The sequence below is a fragment of the Serinicoccus shuyuelongi genome (assembly GCF_045032955.1).
GTDB lineage: Bacteria > Actinomycetota > Actinomycetes > Actinomycetales > Dermatophilaceae > Ornithinicoccus.
Genome location: NZ_JBJFZU010000002.1, coordinates 161263 through 180856, shown reverse-complemented (window position 1 = coordinate 180856; position 19594 = coordinate 161263). Strand labels below are relative to the sequence as shown.

The window sequence follows — 19594 nt, the reverse complement described above, 5'->3', positions numbered from 1 at the left end:
TCAGGAGCCGTCGCCGGGGCGGGTCTCGCCCTGCTCGTCGTCCTTGGGCTCGGCGCCCTGGTGGACCTCGACCTGGTCGGCGTCGCGGGTGTCCTCGTCGTCGAGCATCTTGACCGCGTGCCCACCGAACTGGCCGCGCAGCGCCGCCACCGCCTGCATGGCGGGGGAGTTCTCCTGCCGGGAGGCGAAGCGGGCGAACAACGCGGCGCTGATGACCGGCATCGGCACCGCCAGGTCCAGCGCCTCCTCGACGGTCCAGCGGCCTTCACCGGAGTCGGTCGTGTACTGGCTGATGCCGTCCAGACCGGGGGTCTCGTCCAGCGCGTCCACCAGCAGGTCCAGCAGCCACGACCGAACGACGGTGCCCCGGCTCCACGCCTGGAAGCATCCCCGGACGTCCTTGACGATGTCCTTGGCGGTCAGCAGCTCGAAGCCCTCGGCGTAGGCGTGCATCAGGCCGTACTCGATGCCGTTGTGCACCATCTTGGCGTAGTGCCCGGCGCCCACGTCGCCGGCGTGCACGAAACCCTCCTCGCGGGGACCGTCGGGGCGCAGCGCGTCGAAGATCGGCATCGCGATCTCCACGTGCTCGGGACGCCCGCCACACATCAGGCCGTAGCCGTTCTCCCGCCCCCAGATCCCGCCGGAGACGCCGCAGTCGACGTAGCCGATGCCGAGCGGCTCCAGGATCGCGTCGAGCTCCCGGTCCTCGGTGTACTTGCTGTTCCCGCCCTCGATGAGCAGGTCGCCCTCGGAGAGCAGCTCGCCCAGCGCCTCGACGGTGCTGCGGGTCGGGGCCCCGTGCGGGACCATCACCCACACCACCCGCGGGCTCTCCAGCTGGCCGACCATCTCCTCGAGGCTGTCGACGTCGCGTACGGACTTGTCGAGGTCGAATCCCACGACCTCGTGACCCGCGCTGCGCAGCCGCTCGCGCATGTTGCCGCCCATCTTGCCCAGGCCAATCATGCCGATCTTCATCGCTGCTCCTTGTGCTGTCGAGGTTCGGGACGGTCGTGCTGGTCTCGCTCAGCCGGCGAAGCGCACCGGCATCAGGACGTAGCGGTAGGAATCGTCGGGGTCGCCGTCGAGCTCGGCCTGCCCGGAGACGACGGCCGGCCGAGAGGGCTGGGTGAACGACAACCGGGTGTAGGGATGGCCCAGCACCCCGAGCCCGTCCAGCAGGAACTGCGGGTTGAAGGCGATCTCCACCTCCGGGCCCTCCAGCGTGGACTCCACAGCCTCGCTGCCCTGGGCGTCGTCGCCGGTACCGGCCTCGATGGCCAGCTGGCCGTCGGTGAAGCGCAGGCGCACCGGGGTGTTGCGCTCGGCGACCAGGGCGACCCGGCGCACCGCCTCGATGAGGGACTGGGTCTCGACCACCGCGACGGTGTCCACCGAGCTCGGGAAGATCGAGGTGACCTTGGGGTACTCGCCGTCCAGCAGGCGGGTGGTGGTGCGGCGCCGGCCGGCCTCGAAACCGACCAACCCGTCGCCGTGGCCGGCGTCCCCGAAGGCCAGATCGACGGCCGCGCTGGCCCCCAGCGACTTGGCCGTCTCGGAGAGGGTGCGGGCGGGGATCAGGCAGACGTGGCTGGCGTCCGAGGTGCTCGGGTTCCAGGTGAGCTCACGCATCGCGAGCCGGTAGCGGTCGGTGGCCAGCAGGGTCACCTTCTCGCCCTCGATCTCGACCCGGACCCCGGTGAGGATCGGGAGGGTGTCGCCGCGGTCGGCGGCGATGGAGACCTGGCTGACGGCCTGGGTGAAGGCATCCCCGGGGATGGATCCGCTGGCCGAGGCCTGCGCGGGGAGCTGGGGGTAGTCGCCGACCGGCATCTGGATCAGGGTGAACCGGCTCGAGCCACAGGTCAGCGAGACCTTGGTCCCCTCGGCGCTCAGCTCGACCGGCTTTGCCGGCAGGTTGCGCGCGATGTCCGCGAGCAGGCGGCCCAGGACCAGGACCTGACCGCCCTCCTCGACGTCGGCCTCCACCGTGACGGTGGCGGACACCTCGTAGTCGTAGGCGGAGAAGGTGAGCGTTCCCTCCGGGTCGGCGGTCAGCAGGACGCCGGCCAGGACAGGGACGGGCGGACGGTTCGACAGGCCACGGACGACCCATGCCACCGCCTCGGAGAGGACATCTCGCTCGACACGAAACTTCACGACACCTCGGCCTTCCGGCTCACGCGGACAATATGTGTGGGCAACTCTGCCACGTCCGGTCCGAAAAGGTGCAGGCCCGCCCCCAGGGACGCAGGAGCAGCGATCCAGGGATAAGGGACTAGTCGTCGTCATCGGGCCTGTGGACACTGTGGATAACTCTTGTATCGGAGGTCGTCCGTGCTGGTCGGCATGCGTGGCGAGCCCGTCGACACCCTGTGTATGCCGGGTGGACACCTCGGTGGACGCGTCGACCGCGCCTGTGGGGCGGCACCGCCCGTCCCCATGCCGGTCGGGTCGCTGCACCGTCCGTCCCCAGCCTGGCCTGCAGAGATGCGCAGGTTGTCCACAGGTCGTGCACACCCGTGCAGCGCTGGTCAAGGGTCGTCCGGACCGGGTGACGACGCGACGGATGTGACGGTGGTGAACGATGAGCAACAACACACAGGGTTATCCACAGGTGTGGACAACCCTGGTGTGCCTGGAGGCGGCGCGAGGGGGTGCTCAGCGCTGCGAGGCGCGGCGGATGATGCCGGTGAGCTCGGCGATCTGGTCGTACAGCGCACGACGTTCGCCGATCTGCGCACGGATCTTGCGTTCGGCATGCATGACCGTGGTGTGGTCGCGTCCGCCGAACTCCTGCCCGATCTTGGGCAGCGAGAGGTCGGTGAGCTCACGGCACAGGTACATCGCGACCTGGCGGGCGTTCACCAGCGTGCGCGAACGGGAGGCGCCGCACAGCTCGTCCATGCTGATGTTGAAGTACTCGGAGACCTCGCGAGTGATCGTCGACACGGTGATCTGCGCGGTGTCGCTGCCCGGGACGATGTCCTTGAGCACGTGTGCGGCCAGGTCGGCGTCGGCGTTCTGGGAGGAGAGCGAGGCGAAGGCGGTCACCCGGATCAGGGCGCCCTCCAGCTCGCGGATGTTCGTGCTGATCCGGCTGGCGATGTGCTCGAGCACCTCGTCCGGCAGCTGCATACCCTCCTGGGCGGCCTTCTTCCGCAGGATCGCGATCCGTGTCTCCAGGTCCGGCGGCTGGACGTCGGTGAGCAGTCCCCACTCGAACCGGCTGCGCATCCGCTCGGCGAAGCCGGAGAGCCGCTTGGGCGGCTGGTCGGAGGTGATCACGACCTGCTTCTCGCTGTTGTGCAGCGTGTTGAAGGTGTGGAAGAACTCCTCGACCGTCTGCTCCTTGCCCTGCAGGAACTGGATGTCGTCGACCAGCAGGAAGTCCACGTTGCGGTAGCGGCGCTGGAAGGCGCCGGCCTTGTCGTCGCGGATGGAGTTGATGAAGTCGTTGGTGAACTCCTCGGAGTTCACGTAGCGCACCCGGACGCCCGGGTACAGCTTGCGCGCGTAGTGCCCGATGGCGTGCAGCAGGTGGGTCTTTCCCAGACCGGACTCGCCGTAGATGAAGAGCGGGTTGTAGGCCCGGGCGGGCGACTCGGCCACCGCCAGCGAGGCGGCGTGGGCGAACCGGTTGGAGGCGCCGGAGACGAACGTGTCGAAGGTGTACTTCGGGTTCAGCCGCGCCTCGTCGGCGGCCCCGGTCACCGCAGGCCCGGCCGGCGTCGCCGGTCGAGGTATGCCGTTGCCCCCCGCCGTCGGCACCCCGCCGCCGGCTCCGCGCCCGGTATCGCCCGACGAGCGGTCGGAGTAGCTGGGCTCGGAGGCCGGCCTGGTCAGCGATTCGCGGGTGAGCGCGTCGTCACCCGGGGGCTCGTCGGCCTCGTCCTCGACCTCGCGTCGCAGGTCGTCGTCGACGGTGATCGCCAGGCGGACCTCGGTGCCGAGCTCGCGTGAGAGGGCCTCGACGATCGGCTGCCGCAGCGTCGTCTCCAGCATGTCCTTGGTGTGCGGGTACGGGACCGCCAGCAGGGCGGTCGAGTCGAGCAGGCCGACCAGCTGGGTCAGCCTCAGGAATGCCCGCTCCCGCGCGGCGAGGCCACCCTCCTCCAGCTCGGACACCACGCGGTGCCACACCTCGGCCGAGGTGCCGGGGGGCTGGGACATGGGTGGGTCGGCCCCTCTCGAGGTGGTACGGGGATCGAGTTGTCCACAGACTTGTCCACAAGGTGTGGACAGAAGGGTGGATGTCTCGTCGGAAGCGCTGACGCTAACAAGCGGGACCGTCCCCCGCAAGTGACCGGCGGCAGGATCAGGTCGGGCGCGGCGTGTCGTGCCGCCGACGCGCGGAGGACGGGGCCATGATGTCCTGTTCGGTGCGATCCTGTGCGTCCCGGTCCGCGGGTTTGACCGGCCGGGGGTGCTCCCGTACCGTTGAGGAGGCCGATTTCCGGCCGCTTTCGCCTGCCCAGGCGTTCCCGACACGCCTGGGCCTCCGTTGGCGGCCGACACGGCGCCGACCACCGACCGTCACCTCTCGACCGGAGCACCACGATGAGCAAGCGCACCTTCCAGCCCAACAACCGTCGTCGCGCCAAGAAGCACGGCTTCCGGCTGCGTATGCGGACCCGTGCCGGCCGCGCCATCATGGCGGCCCGTCGCCGCAAGGGCCGCTCCAGCCTGTCTGCCTGAGAGCTCACGGCGCCGACCACGGCTGCCGCGATGCTCCCTCGCCGCCACCGCCTCACCGCACCGGAGGACTACCGGGCCGTGATGCGTGGGCGCGCCTCCACCGACGGGCGTCGTCGTAGCCGGGCCGGGACCGACCTCCTCGTGGTGCACGTCGCTCTGCCCGATCCTGCCGCCGACAATCTTCCGTCGATGGCCGAAGGGCGTTGTCCCCGAGTAGGTTTCGCCGTGTCCAAGGGTGTCGGGAACTCCGTCGTCCGGCACCGGGTGCTACGTCGGCTACGGGTCCAGATGGGGGTGCGTCTGTCTCGACTGCCCGAGGGTGGGGACACCGTGGTGCGGGCCCTCGCGCCGGCGGCCGGGGCCACCTCGGCCCAGCTGGGCGAGGCCCTGGACGCCGCCCTGGCGAAGGTGCTGCGGGTGCGGACGTGAGCCTGGGCCAGATGCGGGACGTGCACCGCGGCGGGGTGCCTGACGGGGAGCGTCGCAGCGTGCTGACGCTGCCCCTGGTATGGCTCGTCCGGCTGTACCAGGTGACCGTCTCGCCACTCCTCGGCCCGGTCTGTCGCTACTACCCCTCCTGCTCGGCGTACGGTGTGACAGCCCTGGAGCGGCACGGGTTGCTGCGCGGCACGTGGCTGACCGTCCGTCGGGTGCTGCGTTGCCATCCCTGGGCGCGTGGTGGTGTGGACCACGTCCCGCTGCGCACGTCGGGCACGGCGTCGCGGCAGCACCCTGACATCCCTGCGGCCGGGGACGACCCCGGGCCGACGACCACCCCGGTGAGCACGTCTCACCGACGAGACTGAGGAACCAATGGGCTTCTTAGACACGATCCTCTTCCCCTTCATCTGGTTCGACTCCGCCATCCTGGTCGGCTTCGAGTGGCTGCTCACCCAGCTGGGGATGGAGGACACCAGCGGGTGGACCTGGGTGCTGGCGATCATCGGCCTGGTGGTCACGCTGCGCGCGCTGCTGACCCCGCTGATGATTCGGCAGATCAAGAGCCAGCGCCGCCTGCAGATCGTGCAGCCGGAGCTCATGAAGATCCAGAAGAAGTACAAGGGGAAGAAGGACCAGGCCTCCCAGAAGGCGTTCCAGGAGGAGACCTTCGGCCTCTACCGGGACGCCGGGGCGAACCCCTTCGGCGCCTGCCTGCCGCTGCTCATCCAGATGCCCTTCTTCTTCGCGCTCTTCCGGCTGCTCAACACCGCCGAGGGTGTCTCGCGGGGGGAGTCGGACCCGCTGGGCCTCTTCACCCGGGAGCTGGCCACCAAGATGGCCGAGTCGGAGGTCTTCAACGCTGGCCTGACCTCGACGTTCCTGCACGACCAGGACTTCTCGGCCAAGGTTCTGGCACTCATCCTGATCGCCATCATGTCGGTGACGCAGTTCATCACGAGCCACCAGCTGATGCGGCAGAACATGTCGCCCGAGGCGCTGAACAGCCCGATGGCACGGCAGCAGCAGATCCTGATCTACATCCTGCCGATCGTCTTCGCGGTCACCGGCGTGAACTTCCCGATCGCCCTGCTCATCTACTGGACGGTCAGCAACTTCTGGACGATGGGCCAGCAGTTCCTCATCATCCGGAACATGCCGGCGCCCAACACCCCGGCCGAGGAGAAGTACAAGGCACGGATGGCCAAGAAGGGACGCACGGCCACCGGGGTGCAGCTGAAGAACCCGAACTTCATGGCGGAGCGCCAGGCGGCCGCCGCCGAGGCCGAGGCGCAGGCACGTTCCGGTGGCCAGCGCGTCCAGCCCAAGAGCAAGAAGCGGAGCAAGAAGCGCTGACCGCGCCACCCCCAGGCAGCTGACCCACCCGGAGCCGGTCGCGCCGCACGCGCGGCCGGTGGCCCAGAGCAAGGAGACGACATGAGCAGCACCCCAGGTCCCGAGGCACCGACCGAGACCCCTGACGATGTGACTCAGGTCATACAAGAGGATGCGGTTCCGGACGAGCACGGCGGTGCCGCCACCGCCGGTACGGAGACCCCTGCGGGCACAGACAGCGAGACCGACACCGACACCGGCACGCTCTCCGGCAGCAGCGCGTCGACGTCCTCGCGGGACGACCTGGTGCGTGAGGGTGAGGTCGCGGCAGACTTCCTGGAGACCCTCCTGGACATCGCCGACCTGGACGGTGACCTCGAGGTCGACGTGGAGGGTGACCGTGCCGCGGTGGCGATCGTGGACTCCGAGGACGGTGCGGCCCCGCGCACCCTGGTCGGTCCCAGCGGCTCCGTGCTGGAGGCGTTGCAGGAGCTCACCCGGCTCGCCGTGCAGGCGGACACCGGTGAGCGGAGCCGCCTGATGCTGGACGTCGCAGGCCACCGTGCCGGGCGACGCAGCGCCCTGGTGGAGCAGGCCCGGTCGGCCATCGCCGAGGTGCAGTCCTCGGGTGAGCGTCGTGAGCTCGATCCGATGACCGCGTTCGAGCGCAAGGTGGTGCACGACGAGGTGCTGGCCGCCGGCCTCAGCTCGAGCTCCGAGGGTGCGGAGCCGTCCCGTTACGTCGTGATCCAGCCGGCCGACTGAGACCGATGGACGCACCGGAGCAGCGGGCTCCGGAGCCGACCGAGCTGGCGCGTCGGCTCTTCGGCCCGCGACTGCCGCTCACCCAGCGGTATGCCGATCTGCTCGCCACCACCGGGATCAGCCACGGGCTGGTGGGGCCGCGGGAGGCCGCGCGCCTGTGGGAGCGCCACCTCGTCAACTGCGCGCTGATGGAGTCCCTGCTGCCCGAGGGCAGCGAGGTCATCGACATCGGGTCCGGGGCGGGCCTACCAGGGATCGTGCTGGCCCTGGCCCGGCCGGACCTGCGGGTGCATCTGGTGGAGCCGCTGCTGCGGCGGACCACCTGGCTGGAGGAGACGGTCCGTCAGTTGGGTCTGGAGCAGGTCAGCGTCCACCGCGGACGGGCCGACGAGATGGAGCTTCAGGCTCCCGTCGTGACGGCCCGTGCCGTGGCCTCGCTGGACAAGCTGGTGGCGTGGTCCTTCCCGCTGCTTCCCGTCGGTGGCCGGCTGCTGGCGCTGAAGGGCGAGGCCGCCCAGGACGAGCTGGAGCAGGCCGGGGACCTGCTCCGTCGTCGTGGGGTCACCGACAGCAGGCTGCACGTGCTCGGGGAGGGCGAGGAGGGTGGCCCGGTGCGGGTCGTCGAGATCGTCCGCCCCGCGGACGTCAGTCGCGCTGGAGCAGGTCGAGGATCCGCTGGAGGTCGTCGGTCCCGGCGAACTCGATGACCATCTTGCCCTTGCGCCGACCCATGGAGACCTGGACGCGGGTGTCCAGCTGTCCGGCCAGCCGCTCCGCCAGCGACTGAAGCTCGGGCGCCGGGGTCGGCCGGGTGGACCGGTTCCGGGTGGCGGGGGCGTCGTCCGCACCCAGCGTCACGATCTCCTCCACCGAACGCACGGACAACCCCTCAGCCACGATGCGCTGGGCCAGGCGCTCCATCGCGGCACCGTCCTCAAGACCCAGGAGCGCCCGGGCATGGCCCGCCGAGAGCACCCCGGAGGCGACCCTGCGCTGGACCATGGGCGGCAGCCGGAGCAGCCGGATGGTGTTGCTGATCTGCGGCCGGGAGCGACCGATCCGAGACGCCAGTTCGTCGTGCGTGCAGCCGAAGTCCTCGAGCAGCTGCTGGTATGCCGCAGCCTCCTCGAGCGGGTTGAGCTGGGCCCGGTGGAGGTTCTCCAGCAGGGCGTCCCGCAGCATGTGCTCGTCGTCGGTGACTCTGACGATGGCGGGGATGGTCGCGTGCCCCGCCTGACGGGAGGCCCGCAGCCGACGCTCGCCCATGACCAGCTCGAAGGGGGGCTGACCTGCGGCGATGTCCGCCTCCGAGACCATCCGCACGACGACCGGCTGAAGGACGCCGATCTCCGAGATGCTCGCCACCAGCTCAGCGAGGTCGTCCTCGTCGAAGACGGCCCGGGGCTGGCGCGGGTTGGCGCGGATGTCCTCGACCGGGATCTCCGCGAAGGTCGCGCCCGGGACGGGCGCCAGGGACTGCTCGCCGTTCTGGGCATGTGCGCCGTCCCCGTGCCCGGGGCGGTCCTGACCGCTGGCGGACGGTGCATCTGAATGTGCATCCGCGCCTGCATCTGCGTCCGTGCCGGCGTCCGCGTCGATGTTTCCCGTGAAACCCTCCGCGGACGTCATCCCTTCAAGGTCGCCGGTGACCCGTGGGTCGCTCGCCCTCTCGCTCCGGGGAAAGAACACGTCGCGGGGGCGGTCCGCTCCGGTGCGGTCATCGCTCTGCGGGATGAGGGCACCCAGACCCTTGCCCAGTCCTCGTCGCCGTTCGGTCATGCTGACTCCTTCTGGCGCCGCATCTCCGCGGCTGCCTCTGCGTAGGACAGGGCCCCGGTGCTACCCGGGTCGTAGGTCATCACGGTCTCACCGTGGCTGGGTGCCTCACTGATCCGCACCGATCTCGGGATCGCGCTCTGCAGCACCTGGTCCCCGAAGTAGTCACGCACCTGGGCGGCGACATCTGCGGACAGCCGCGTGCGGGCGTCGAACATGGTGAGCAGGATCGTCGACACCCGCAGCTCGGCGTTGAGGTGCGCCTGCACGAGCTCCACGTTCTTGAGCAGCTGACTGAGCCCCTCGAGTGCGTAGTACTCGCACTGGATCGGGATGAGGAGTTCGCGCGCGGCGACGAGAGCGTTCACCGTGAGCAGACCCAGGCTGGGGGGACAGTCGATGATGACGAGGTCCACCGGGTGGTCCTTCAGGTAGACGGCAAGCGCACGCCGGAGACGGTTCTCCCGGGCCACCAGCGGCACCAGCTCGATCTCCGCCCCCGCGAGGTCGATGGTGGCAGGTGCGCAGACCAGGTTCGGCACCTGGGGGCAGCTCTGGATCACCTCGGCCATCGGAAGACCGTCGATGAGCACGTCGTAGATGCCGGCAGTGCCGCTGGTGTGCGGGATCGACAGCGCTGTGCTGGCGTTTCCCTGGGGGTCCATGTCGATGACCAGCACCTGCAGGCCCGACAACGCCATGGCTGCCGCGAGGTTCACGGTGGTGGTGGTCTTCCCCACGCCACCCTTCTGGTTGGACACCGTCACGATCCTGGTCCCGTTCCATCCGTCGTCGCTGGTGACCTCTGGTGTCGGCTGCATGGTTTCCCGTGAAACGGCGACCTCCTCGTCGGGTGCGGACTCAGGTGTTTCACGTGGATCGTGGCGTGTTGGCGATGCCTCCGTTCCACGTGGAACGGGCGTGCTCACCGCGGGCCATCCCAGAGTGTGAGTGCTGCTGAAGCCGTGCGGGAGACCTGTGCTGGAGTGCCGGCGAGGCCAGCCCAAGCTCTGTGCGTCAGTCATGAGGGGTCCATCATCGCTGATCAGCCGCCGCGGACCAAGTGCGCACGGAGACGGGAACAGCCGCCCACAGGGTGTGGATAACCCATGTGGACGGCTGTGGACAACCGTCGGGACGCCGAGCCCCGAAGAGAGTGACGTCAGGCGGTGAAGGGCTCCAGCTCGGAGGCCAGCTTCTTCTTCGGGAGGGCGCCCACCACGGTCTTGACGACTTCGCCGCCGGAGTAGACGTGCATCGTCGGGATGCCCGTGATGCCCGCCTGCTGCGTGGTCTGCGGGTTCTCGTCGGTGTTGAGCTTGACGACCTTGAGCGAGTCGCCCCACTCGGCGGAGAGCTCCTCCAGGATGGGTGCGATCATCTTGCACGGGCCGCACCAGGGCGCCCAGAAGTCGACGAGAACGGGGCCGTCGTGCTGCAGCACGTCCTCGGTGAACGTCGCATCGGTGGTGGTGGTGATAGCCATGGGTTTCCTTCTCTCGCAGGCGGTGTCGGACAGGGTGGGAGTGGGTCAGGCCACCGGGAGGGCGGCCAGGTAGCGCTCGGCGTCGAGGGCGGCGGCGCATCCGCTGCCGGCAGCGGTGATGGCCTGGCGGTAGGTGTGGTCGACCAGGTCACCACAGGCGAAGACGCCGGGGACGCTGGTCGCGCTGCCGCGACCCTGGGCGACGACATACCCCTCGTCGTCCAGCTCGACCTTGCCGCGCACCAGCTCGTTGCGGGGGTCGTGACCGATGGCGATGAACAGTCCGGTCGCCGGCACCTCGCGCAGCTCACCGGTCACGGTGTCCTGCAGGGTGACGGCGCTGAGCTTGGGATCGCCGTGCAGCTCGGTGACGCCCGAGTTCCAGGCGAACGTGATCTTCGGGTCCTCCTGGGCGCGGTCTGCCATGATCTTGCTGGCGCGCAGCTCGTCACGGCGGTGGACCACGGTGACCTGGCGGGCGAAGCGGGTGAGGAAGGTGGCCTCCTCCATCGCGGAGTCGCCGCCACCGACCACCAGGATGTCCTGGTCCCGGAAGAACGCGCCGTCGCAGGTGGCGCACCAGGAGACACCGTGCCCGGAGAGCTGCTGCTCACGCGGCAGCCCGAGCTCCCGGTAGGCCGACCCCATGGCCAGGATGACCGAGCGGGCGCGGTGGACGTCCCCGGCGGCGTCGGTGACGGTCTTCACCGGCCCGTCCAGGTCGACCTCGACGACGTCCTCGCGCAGCATGACGGCACCGAAGCGTTCGGCCTGCTCACGCATGTCCATCATCAGCTGCGGGCCCATGATCCCCTCGGGGAAGCCGGGGTAGTTCTCCACCTCGGTCGTGTTCATCAGCGCGCCGCCCGCAGTGACCGACCCCTCGAACACCAGGGGGGTCAGGTTGGCGCGTGCGGTGTACACCGCAGCCGTGTAGCCGGCAGGGCCGGAACCGATGATGATGACCTCGCGCACCTCGTCGCCGGAGCTCCCGACGGTCGAGGGTCGAGGAGTCAGATCGATGGACATGGGAGCCTTCCTGACGGGGGCGCGCGGATCACGCGGTCGAGACGTTGTGGTCAACCGATCCTAGGACGAACTTGTTCCGCTTCGCCGGGCCCTGCGCTCGAAGGCCGGTCAGGGGGCCGGGAGCGCCGTGCCGGCGGGATCCAGGGGGGCGACGTCGGTGGAGGTGACACACCCTTCCGGCAGCACCCAGGCGTGCCCGGCACCGGCCTCGTCCAGACCCAGGAGGACCACGACGTCCTCAGTGCCGGAGGCGTCCGGGACGTAGGTGGCGGGCGCTGCGTAACGGTCGGTCCACCCGCTGTCATCGATGCCCTCCCAGCAGGTCCGGGCCTGGGTGGCGGTGAGGGACGCCCGGGAGCTCGTCCCGCGGGCCCCCTCCATGCTCTCGCGCAGGATGAGGTCGCCGTAGTCGGCGTCCTGCACGCGGCCCAGAGCCGGCAGCACGATCACCTCGACCGAGGGTGCCAGCAACTCGGCACCGCTCTCCCCGTCGAACCCGGCCATGCCGTCCTGCGTCGCCGAGGAGCCGTCCTCTCCCATACCGCCCTGGTCCTGCATGTCGTCCGTCCCGGCCACGCTCTCCGGACCGGCGCCGCCCGCGCTGTCGTCGCTCCCCGCACTGTCGCTCCCGCCGGCGTCCCGGGAGGGGTACTGCGCCGCGGTGCCGATGCCGACGTCGTCCGTGCCGCCCAGGACCTGGGTGAGGGCGACGGTGGTCACCGCGAGTCCGGCGGCCGCCGCCCCGAGCAGGGCCAGCGTGCGCCCGGGTCGCCGCCGGCTGCGCTGGTCGCCGAGGTCGATGACGCGGTCCCCGTGCTGGTCCAGAAGGGTGTCCGGTCGACCCCCGGCGAGGTATGCCCGCTCCACCTCCAGGCGGGCCCCGATCCGCCGGACGAGGTCCTCCGGCATGGGTCCGGGGTCGGCGAGTCCGGCGAGGAGCGCGCGGACGCCGGTGGGGTCGTCCTCCTCCGGCCGCGGGCCGGTGCTGTCCTGGTCGGGGGGTTCAGGCGTGGTCACGACGGGTGGACCTCCTCTCGCTGCCGGTGGCTGTGGTGGGTGCGGGCGCTCCGGTGCCCGGCACCGGGACCTGCCCACGGGGGTACGACGAGTGGCCCCGGGCATCGGTTCCCCCGGTCCGGGCGGAACCCCCTGTGGTGGGCGTCATGGCGACCGCGCCCGGGGCACTCACCGGGTCGCCTTGCCATCACGGCGCAGACCGAGCAGCTCGGCCATCGCCTCCCTGCCCCGGGAGCAGCGGGACTTCACGGTGCCCTCGGCCACCTCGAGCACGGCGGCGGCCTCGGCGACGCTCAGACCGTGCATGTCGACGAGGACCAGCGCCAGCCGCTGGCCCTCGGGCAGGTGGGCCAGGGCCTCCTGGACGTCGAGGCGCACCTCCACCGAGTGGTGGGCGTCGCGGGGCTCGACCGGGTCGTGGTCGGCGAGGTCCGCCGTGGGCCGCTGACGCCGGATCCGGTCCAGGCACGCGTTCACGGTGATCCGGTGCAGCCAGGTGGTCACCTGGGAGTCGCCGCGGAAGGAACCGGCCCGGCGGAAGGCGTTGAGGAAGGCGTCCTGGACGGCGTCGGCGGCGACCTCGGGGTCCCGGGTGGTCCGCAGGGCGACGGCCCACATCCGGTCCCGGTGGCGACGGAAGATCTCGCCGAAGGCGTCGGCGTCTCCGCCCTGGTGGCGGCGCAGCAGCTCGTGGTCGTCCAGCTCCGCGAGCTCCGCCGGCCCGGCCACGGGCATACCTGTCACCGCCGTCAGCTGACGGAGATCTCGCGCACGCTGACGATCTCCCCCTCGGGGGAGGTCCAGGCCGTCGTGAACCAGAGGATCAGGTAGCGACCCGAGGCGGCCTCCTCCGGGCTGACCGTCCAGGTCCCCGAGGCCGCGTCCTCGCTGCCCAGCTCGGTGGCGCCGTCCAGCGACGGGCTGTCGGACAGGTAGAGGGTGGCACCCATCTCGCCTTCGCCGAGCAGGACCTCCACCTCGCCCACCTCGGCACCCTCGCCGAGGTCCAGGACCAGGCCGGTGCCGTCCTTGAGGGAGCCCCAACCGGGGGAGAGGTAGGTGTGCGAGGTCCACTCGGTCTCGGTGTCGCCGTCGACCGCCAGCGGGGTGAGGTCGTTGCGCTCGTCACCGTCACCCTGCGGGTCGAAGGAGGTGATCCCCTGGATGCTCACCGGCCCGGAGGCCGAGCCGTCGTCCTCCTCCTCGGGGGCGGGCTCCTCCTCCTCGTCCTCTGCAGGGGCCGGCTCCTCGGAAGCGGTGGAGGCGTCGTCGGCGGGTGCCTCGGCGGTCGGTTGCGCACTCTGGCCCTCGTCGTCGCCCAGACCGCGGATCACGCCCCAGCCGAGGAAGACGGCCACGCCGAGCAGCGCCAGCGTGATGAGCATGACCAGGACGGTCTGCGCGCCCGTGCCGCGGGCCTCTGGCAGGCCCTCGTCATCGCCGTCGTCGGGGCCGCGGCCTTCACCGCGGGCCGGTGCCGGCCGGCGGGACGCGGCTGCGGCCCCTGCCGCGGCGGCGCGCTGGGGCGCATGGCCCGATCCGGACTCCCGGCGTTCGCGCACGGCACCGGCGGCCAGCAGGCCACCCATGGTGTCGTCGTCGCGCCCCGCGGTGACCGGCTGGTGGACCTCGGTGCTGTCGGCGCCACGGTCGGTCCGGAAGTACGGGCGGGGGACCTCGGTGGTCGCGTCACCCCGACCCTGCGCCGATCCCCCTGTGCCGGAGCCGGTCTCGGTGTCCGAGCGGGCGGCAGCGGCCGCCCCGGCCGCTCCCGTGGCCCCGGCTGCGGCACCCCCGGGGCGTCCGTCCGGACGCTCGGACCCACCGGTCCCGCCCTGCACCTCGTCGGGGCGCGGCCGGCGGACCATCTCCGAGGACCAGGGCGCCAGCTGGCGGGTCAGCTCCCCCGGGGTGTGCGGGACGCTCTGCAGGTCGGCGTCCGAGCCGTGCGCCAGGCGGCACAGGGCGTCCAGGTCGCCGGGAACCCCGGCCACCAGCTCGGAGGGGGCGGGCAGCGTGCCGTCCGCCAGGCGACGGGCCGCCCGGACACCGGCGAGGTCCTCACCCGGCCAGCGTCCGGTGAGCCCGGTGTACAGCAGCGAGATCAGGTCGGCGCTGTCGATCATCGACGCCTCGTCGGCGGTCACGTCGTCCGTGCCCTCCAACGCCGAGGCGACCCCGACCCCGGAGACCTTCACCGCGCCGTCCCGGGTGCGCAGCACCGCGTGCGGGTTCAGGTACAGGTGGTGCAGGCCACGTCGGCGGGCGGACTCCAGCGCCGCGGCGCTCTCGCCGACCAGACGTCGCACCTCCTCGGCGGGCAGAGGGTGCTCCTCGACCAGCGAGGCGACCGACTCGGCGTCGGAGAGCCCCTCCTCGATGATCCAGCAGAGGCCGTCCTCCTGGCCCACGTCCAGCACCCGGACCAGCCGGGGGTCGTCGACGGAGGCGACCCGCCGGGCGCCGTCCAGGACCGCCTCGGCGATCGCCGCGTCCTCCCCGTCGGCAGGCAGCACGGTGACCGCGACCAGGCGTCCCAGGGTCACGTCCCGCGCGGACCAGTACTGCAGGCTACCGCCCTCACGCTCGGCCAGCAGCTCGTCGAGGGCATAGCGGTCCCCCAGCAGGGTTCCCACCTCGAGCCGATCCATGCTGCTGTCCTCTCCCGTCGCAGACGCGCCCACGGCGTCCCACCCTAGTGTGCCGTCGGGCCCGCCCCTGTCGTACTCCGCCGCGCCGTGCCCGGACGCCGGACCTTGCACCTCGGCGGGCACCAGGGAAGGCACCACGCCCTGGCCGGTGCCCGGGTCGCCGTCCGGGGCGAGACGCCGCAGCCCCGGGACCCGGCGCAGCACCGGGGACGCGACCTCGGAGACCTCCCGGACCCCCAGGCGGTGCGCCAGCACGGCATACACCACCAGGTAGACGGGGCCGGCGACGGCGAGCGCCGCCAAGGCGCTGACCAGGGACTCTGGGCTCTGCGGCTGGGTGAGGGCACCCGTGGTCGGCTCCGGGGACCGGTCCAGCACGTGCACCAGCAGGGCGGCCGGGAGCAGCGCCAGCACGGCGGCCGTGAGGGAACGCAGGTAGCTGCCACCGACCTGCCGCAGCCCGATGCCCGGGAGCCGGCGGCGCACCGCCCGCAGGCCCAGCACCGCCGCGGTGCCCTGACCCAGCGCCTGGCCCAGACCGAGCATGATGGCGACCCGGGTCGGCGGCTGGAAGAACGCGATCACGCTCGCCGTGAGCAGCACCGAGGTGATCGAGACCTGGAAGAGGAAGGGCGTGCGGGCATCCTCGAAGGAGTAGAAGACCCGGGTGCACAGCAGGTAGACGCCGTAGGGGACCAGGCCGACCGTCATCGCGATCACGATCGCCGCGATCGAGCTGTGCGCCGAGGGCGTGCTGGCCGGGTAGATCACCCGCACCAGCAACGGTGCCAGCAGCATCACGCCCACCGCGATCGGCACCATCGCCGCCCCCAGCAGCCGCAGCCCGCGACCGGTGTTCTCGGCCATCACGTCGAGCCGGTCGGCGGCCGCGTCCTTGGAGAGCACCGGGTAGATCGCGGTGAGCAAGGAGAGCGCGATCAGCGAGTGCGGGAGCACGAAGACCGCGAAGGCGTAGGTGTACGCGTTCTTGCCGGCGACCCCCGGGGCCGAGTCGACCGCGTCGTTGAGCAGGTTGGTGACCACCAGCATCCCGCCCTGGGACAGGGCGACGTCCGCGAGCGCCCAGCCGGCCATCACCGAGGCGGTGCCCAGACCCACCCCACGGAAGCCCCACCGCCAGCGCCAGGTGAACCCGGTGGCCCGCACGGCCGGGATCAGGACCAGGGCCTGGACCACGATGCCGAGCGTCGCGGACCCGGCGAGCAGCCCGATCATGTCGGGGGTCCACTCCGCGAGCGGTAGCGGCGGGGCCTCGGTGCGGGGGGACGTCTCGGGGTAGAGACGCAGGAAGAGCAGGATCCCGCCGATGGCGATGATGTTGGCCAGTGCCGGGCTCCACATGAAGGCCGCGAACCGGTGGTGCGCGGCCAGGATCTGCCCGAGCAGGGTGTGCACGCCGTAGAAGAGCATCTGCGGGATGCACAGGTAGGCGAACAGGATCGCCAGCTGCAGCTTCGGGTCGTCCCAGGCCCAGGCTACGGCGTTGAGCTTGGTGACCAGCGGGGCGGCCAGCACGAAGAGCACCGTCCCGGCCCCCAGGACCACCAGGGACAGGGTGATCAGCCGGTCGCTGAACTCCTGGCCCTCCCGGCCCCGGGTCATCGCCCGGGTCAGCTGCGGGAGCAGCAGCACGTTGAGGACACCTGCCGCGAGCAGCAGGTAGATCGTGTTCGGGATGGTGTTGGCGGTCTCCCAGACGTTGCCGGCCGGGGTGTTGTTGCCGATCGCGTAGGCCAGCAGCGCCATCCTGCCGAGTCCCAGGACCCGTGAGACGAGCGTCCCGGCTGCCATCACGGCGCTGGATCGGGCCAGCGACGAGCTGGAGGAGGTGCTCACGAAGGGTTCTCCTGGTCACGGGTGTCGGTGGTCGGGGCCTGGGTCGGCGGCGTCGGCGTCGGCGTCGGTGGCCCCGAGGACGACGTCGCTGTCGCCGACGTCTTCGCCGACCTGGAGCGGGGGCCGGAGCGCAGGGCGCGGGCCAGGCCGAGAACCAGCACCAGGCCGGCCAGCCCGCCCAGCACCCAGTAGATCCACAGCCCGGCCGGCTGCATCCGCACGTCGATCGCGGCCTCCGATCCCAGGACGGTGCCGTCCGGGGTCAGGATCCTGGCCGTCAGCGTGGTCTCCCCCCGGGTGATGGCGCGGGCGTCGAAGGAGACCGAGGCACGGCTGCCGGGACCGATGCTGACCGGGTCCGGCTGCCGGGTCACCTGCAGCCGCCCGTTGCTGGCCTCCAGCTCGAGGGTCACGTCGTCCACCGCCACCCCCAGGTCGTTGACGACGGTGACGTTGATCGCGCCCTGGTCGGTCAGGAAGTTCACCGTGCTGGCGGTGACGTGGACGCCGGCGTTGGCGGCGGCCACGTCCTCCCGCAGATCGCGGTATGCCTGCTCCCAGGCGACCTCGTCACCGCGCCAGCGGGTGGACCACAGCCCCTCCAGGACGGGCTCCCAGGACTGCAGGGGGTCCGTGTCACGGAGGACCTGGCGCAGGCCCGCCAGGTCCTCGTCGATCCGCACCAGCGCGGCCGCACGGGAGGACGTCACCGGGCTGTCCGCAGGCTCCAGCAGCGCGGCCAGCGGCCCGAGCACACTCTCCTGGGGTGGCGTGGGGGTCGGCACCAGTGGCTCGGTGCCCTCCGCGCGCTCGAGGAGGTCCTGGGCGCTCACCGGGGTCAGCCAGGACGCCAGCCGCCACCCCTCGCTGACCTGCTGCAGCACCTCGGCCGGGGCCGTCGTCCCGCGCGGTGGGGCGATCACCAGCTCACGCTGCACCCCGGGATCCTCCTGGTAGGTCCCGAGCGTGTGGGCGAGCAGGTGCTGCGCGGCGGCACCCGCGCCGTGCTCCTCGGCGGACCGCTGACCGTCGGCCACCAGGGCGCTGGTCCAGGAGTCGACGCCGAGCGCGGTCACGCCCTCCGGCTCCTGCAGCGGGATCGCGCCACGGTGAGGCCCCGCGGCGCTGTCGGCGGTGAAGGCCTCCCGGGGCAGCAGCGTCACGCCCAACGGACCGCCGTCCGGACGGTCGGCGTAGAGGCCGGCCAGCACGCCCAGCTGCTCGGTGGTGGTCCCGGTGGTGGCCGGCCAGGCGAGGTCGCCACGGCCCCTGCCGAGCAGTCGGTCCACCTCCTCCGGTGGGTCCGTCGGGGAGGCGGCCAGCAGCTCGGCCGTGTCCGTGCCGGACGGGCGACCGAGCAGCACCTCGAGGTCGGGGTCGTCGGCGGGCAACCACCACAGGCGGTCCTGCCCGAGGGCGGTCAGCTCGGAGCGCAGCTCCGCCTGGCGGGCGGCCACGTCCACGTCGGTGGGCGCGTCCTGCTCCTCGGCGGGCTCGTTGGGCTCCAGCGTCTGGGCGGGGTCGTCGGTGGCGGTCGCGCCGGCTTCGTCCGAGGGCGTCGGTCCGGTGGTGGTCGCCGCGTCGTCGCCGGCGTCCCCGGTGCCTTCAGGCTCGTCGCTCCCTTCGTTGTCCCCGGGCTCGTCGCTCCCCTCGCCGTCGCCCCCGGGGTCCGCGCTGCCCAACGGGGTGGCGACCCCCGGCGTGGGGCGGCGCGGGACCAGCGCGGCCGGGTCCACCACGTAGGTGACCTCCGGGATCTCGAGCTGCTCCAACCAGCCGGCGATGACGGAGTCGGACCCGGTGGCCGCCATCCACGCCCGCGCGTTGACCTCCGCGTCCGGGCTGCTCAGCCCGGCGTCGGCGGGCAGGGTCAACGGGACCAGCCAGGCCACGTCCAGCGGCTCACCCACCTCGAGGGTGCCGGCGCTGGTGAGCAGCGTGCGCAGCACCACCGTCCCGCTGCTCTGCGCCCGGTCGTCACCCTGCGCCCCGGCCGTGAGCTCGAGGGCCAGCGCCCCCGGTCCGGCCGGGAAGCTCTCGGTCACCGACGCCGGGACGGTGATGTCGAAGGGCACCGCCCCACCGGCCGGCACCAGCGGGCCCACGGTGTCGTCCCCGACCACCGTGGTGGCCTCCCGCACCGGGTCCCCGTCGACCCAGGCGCCGATCTCGGCCCGGGAGGCCAGCGGGACCGGGGAGACGGCGGCGGTGAGCGAGGAGGAGCGCCGGGCCGTCGACCCGGAGTTCAGGATGCGCCCGGTGAGGCGCACCTCCTCCCCGGGCTCGGCCACCGCGGGGTCGACGTCGTCCAGCAGCAGGGACAGCGGCTCCTGCTCCTCCTCCTGCTCTCCGGCCTGGTCGGCGGCGTCCCCCTGGGCCGGGACGGACGACGGCGGGACCGCCGCCGCGACGTCCGGCACCCCTACCCCCACGCCCAGCACCGCCAGTGCGGTCAGCACCGCCGGGAAACGGGCCGTCATCCTGGCCGGTCGCGCCCGACCGCTCGGTCGACGGGCCGCCCGCGCGGGGCGAGAGGGTG

17 protein-coding genes are annotated in these 19594 nt (G+C 71.7%); 6 read left to right on the top strand and 11 right to left on the bottom strand.

The window, feature by feature from the left end; genetic code table 11:
- The 3 genes from gnd to dnaA form a co-directional block, all read right to left on the bottom strand.
- On the bottom strand, positions 1-981 hold the full coding sequence (gnd, locus tag ACI3EY_RS01030; RefSeq protein WP_405039108.1) for a phosphogluconate dehydrogenase (NAD(+)-dependent, decarboxylating): 981 nt from the start codon (positions 979-981) through the stop codon (positions 1-3).
- Positions 982-1029: 48 nt separating this feature from the next.
- Positions 1030-2163, bottom strand: coding sequence for a DNA polymerase III subunit beta (gene dnaN / locus ACI3EY_RS01025; RefSeq protein ID WP_405039107.1), 1134 nt, complete (start codon positions 2161-2163; stop codon positions 1030-1032).
- 501 nt (positions 2164-2664) lie between these two features.
- Complete coding sequence (gene dnaA / locus ACI3EY_RS01020; protein WP_405039106.1) at positions 2665-4176, bottom strand: chromosomal replication initiator protein DnaA; 1512 nt, start codon at positions 4174-4176, stop codon at positions 2665-2667.
- Between the two features lie 387 nt (positions 4177-4563).
- Here dnaA and rpmH point away from each other — a divergent pair, with 387 nt between their 5' ends.
- The 6 genes from rpmH (at position 4564) to rsmG (ending at position 7946) form a co-directional block, all read left to right on the top strand.
- Positions 4564-4701, top strand: a complete 138-nt coding sequence (gene rpmH / locus ACI3EY_RS01015; RefSeq protein WP_405037012.1) for a 50S ribosomal protein L34 — start codon at positions 4564-4566, stop codon at positions 4699-4701.
- Between the two features lie 30 nt (positions 4702-4731).
- The gene (locus tag ACI3EY_RS01010; RefSeq protein ID WP_405039105.1) at positions 4732-5130 is read left to right on the top strand and encodes a ribonuclease P protein component; all 399 of its coding nucleotides are present in this window, start codon (positions 4732-4734) and stop codon (positions 5128-5130) included.
- A complete protein-coding gene (gene yidD, locus ACI3EY_RS01005) occupies positions 5127-5507 on the top strand; it encodes a membrane protein insertion efficiency factor YidD (protein ID WP_405037010.1) in 381 nt (126 codons plus the stop codon). The genes ACI3EY_RS01010 and yidD overlap by 4 nt, the downstream gene beginning before the upstream one ends.
- 7 nt (positions 5508-5514) lie before the next feature.
- The gene (gene yidC / locus ACI3EY_RS01000) at positions 5515-6495 is read left to right on the top strand and encodes a membrane protein insertase YidC (protein WP_405037009.1); all 981 of its coding nucleotides are present in this window, start codon (positions 5515-5517) and stop codon (positions 6493-6495) included.
- Between the two features lie 81 nt (positions 6496-6576).
- Entirely contained in the window at positions 6577-7239 is a 663-nt protein-coding gene (locus ACI3EY_RS00995; protein WP_405039104.1) for a Jag family protein, read from the top strand.
- Between the two features lie 5 nt (positions 7240-7244).
- The gene (gene rsmG, locus ACI3EY_RS00990; protein WP_405039103.1) at positions 7245-7946 is read left to right on the top strand and encodes a 16S rRNA (guanine(527)-N(7))-methyltransferase RsmG; all 702 of its coding nucleotides are present in this window, start codon (positions 7245-7247) and stop codon (positions 7944-7946) included.
- Here the strand turns inward: rsmG and ACI3EY_RS00985 are convergent.
- From ACI3EY_RS00985 to ACI3EY_RS00950, 8 genes are all read right to left on the bottom strand, one after another.
- The gene (locus ACI3EY_RS00985) at positions 7885-9018 is read right to left on the bottom strand and encodes a ParB/RepB/Spo0J family partition protein (protein ID WP_405039102.1); all 1134 of its coding nucleotides are present in this window, start codon (positions 9016-9018) and stop codon (positions 7885-7887) included. The genes rsmG and ACI3EY_RS00985 overlap by 62 nt on opposite strands.
- Complete coding sequence (locus ACI3EY_RS00980) at positions 9015-9836, bottom strand: ParA family protein (protein WP_405039101.1); 822 nt, start codon at positions 9834-9836, stop codon at positions 9015-9017. Before ACI3EY_RS00980 ends, ACI3EY_RS00985 begins: the two co-directional genes overlap by 4 nt.
- Positions 9837-10177: 341 nt before the next feature.
- A complete protein-coding gene (gene trxA / locus ACI3EY_RS00975; protein ID WP_405037004.1) occupies positions 10178-10501 on the bottom strand; it encodes a thioredoxin in 324 nt (107 codons plus the stop codon).
- Between the two features lie 45 nt (positions 10502-10546).
- Positions 10547-11530, bottom strand: coding sequence for a thioredoxin-disulfide reductase (gene trxB / locus ACI3EY_RS00970; protein ID WP_405037003.1), 984 nt, complete (start codon positions 11528-11530; stop codon positions 10547-10549).
- Between the two features lie 108 nt (positions 11531-11638).
- Positions 11639-12547 carry a hypothetical protein gene (locus ACI3EY_RS00965; RefSeq protein WP_405039100.1) on the bottom strand — a complete coding sequence of 303 codons (909 nt, stop codon included), beginning with the start codon at positions 12545-12547 and terminating at the stop codon, positions 11639-11641.
- Positions 12548-12715: 168 nt separating this feature from the next.
- Positions 12716-13282, bottom strand: a complete 567-nt coding sequence (sigM, locus tag ACI3EY_RS00960) for an RNA polymerase sigma factor SigM (protein WP_405039099.1) — start codon at positions 13280-13282, stop codon at positions 12716-12718.
- Between the two features lie 14 nt (positions 13283-13296).
- The gene (gene murJ / locus ACI3EY_RS00955) at positions 13297-17055 is read right to left on the bottom strand and encodes a murein biosynthesis integral membrane protein MurJ (protein WP_405039098.1); all 3759 of its coding nucleotides are present in this window, start codon (positions 17053-17055) and stop codon (positions 13297-13299) included.
- Positions 17052-19535, bottom strand: coding sequence for a DUF6049 family protein (locus ACI3EY_RS00950; RefSeq protein WP_405039097.1), 2484 nt, complete (start codon positions 19533-19535; stop codon positions 17052-17054). The genes murJ and ACI3EY_RS00950 overlap by 4 nt, the downstream gene beginning before the upstream one ends.
- Between the last annotated feature and the right edge of the window lie 59 nt (positions 19536-19594).

Bases quoted from the DNA above. Each gene is read 5' to 3' on its own strand.
- gnd (WP_405039108.1), bottom strand. From the start codon at position 981: ATGAAGATCGGCATGATTGGCCTGGGCAAGATGGGCGGCAACATGCGC.
- dnaA (WP_405039106.1), bottom strand. From the start codon at position 4,176: ATGTCCCAGCCCCCCGGCACCTCGGCCGAGGTGTGGCACCGCGTGGTG.
- rpmH (WP_405037012.1), top strand. From the start codon at position 4,564: ATGAGCAAGCGCACCTTCCAGCCCAACAACCGTCGTCGCGCCAAGAAG.
- ACI3EY_RS01010 (WP_405039105.1), top strand. From the start codon at position 4,732: ATGCTCCCTCGCCGCCACCGCCTCACCGCACCGGAGGACTACCGGGCC.
- yidC (WP_405037009.1), top strand. From the start codon at position 5,515: ATGGGCTTCTTAGACACGATCCTCTTCCCCTTCATCTGGTTCGACTCC.
- ACI3EY_RS00995 (WP_405039104.1), top strand. From the start codon at position 6,577: ATGAGCAGCACCCCAGGTCCCGAGGCACCGACCGAGACCCCTGACGAT.
- rsmG (WP_405039103.1), top strand. From the start codon at position 7,245: ATGGACGCACCGGAGCAGCGGGCTCCGGAGCCGACCGAGCTGGCGCGT.
- ACI3EY_RS00985 (WP_405039102.1), bottom strand. From the start codon at position 9,018: ATGACCGAACGGCGACGAGGACTGGGCAAGGGTCTGGGTGCCCTCATC.
- ACI3EY_RS00980 (WP_405039101.1), bottom strand. From the start codon at position 9,836: ATGCAGCCGACACCAGAGGTCACCAGCGACGACGGATGGAACGGGACC.
- trxA (WP_405037004.1), bottom strand. From the start codon at position 10,501: ATGGCTATCACCACCACCACCGATGCGACGTTCACCGAGGACGTGCTG.
- trxB (WP_405037003.1), bottom strand. From the start codon at position 11,530: ATGTCCATCGATCTGACTCCTCGACCCTCGACCGTCGGGAGCTCCGGC.
- sigM (WP_405039099.1), bottom strand. From the start codon at position 13,282: ATGCCCGTGGCCGGGCCGGCGGAGCTCGCGGAGCTGGACGACCACGAG.
- ACI3EY_RS00950 (WP_405039097.1), bottom strand. From the start codon at position 19,535: ATGACGGCCCGTTTCCCGGCGGTGCTGACCGCACTGGCGGTGCTGGGC.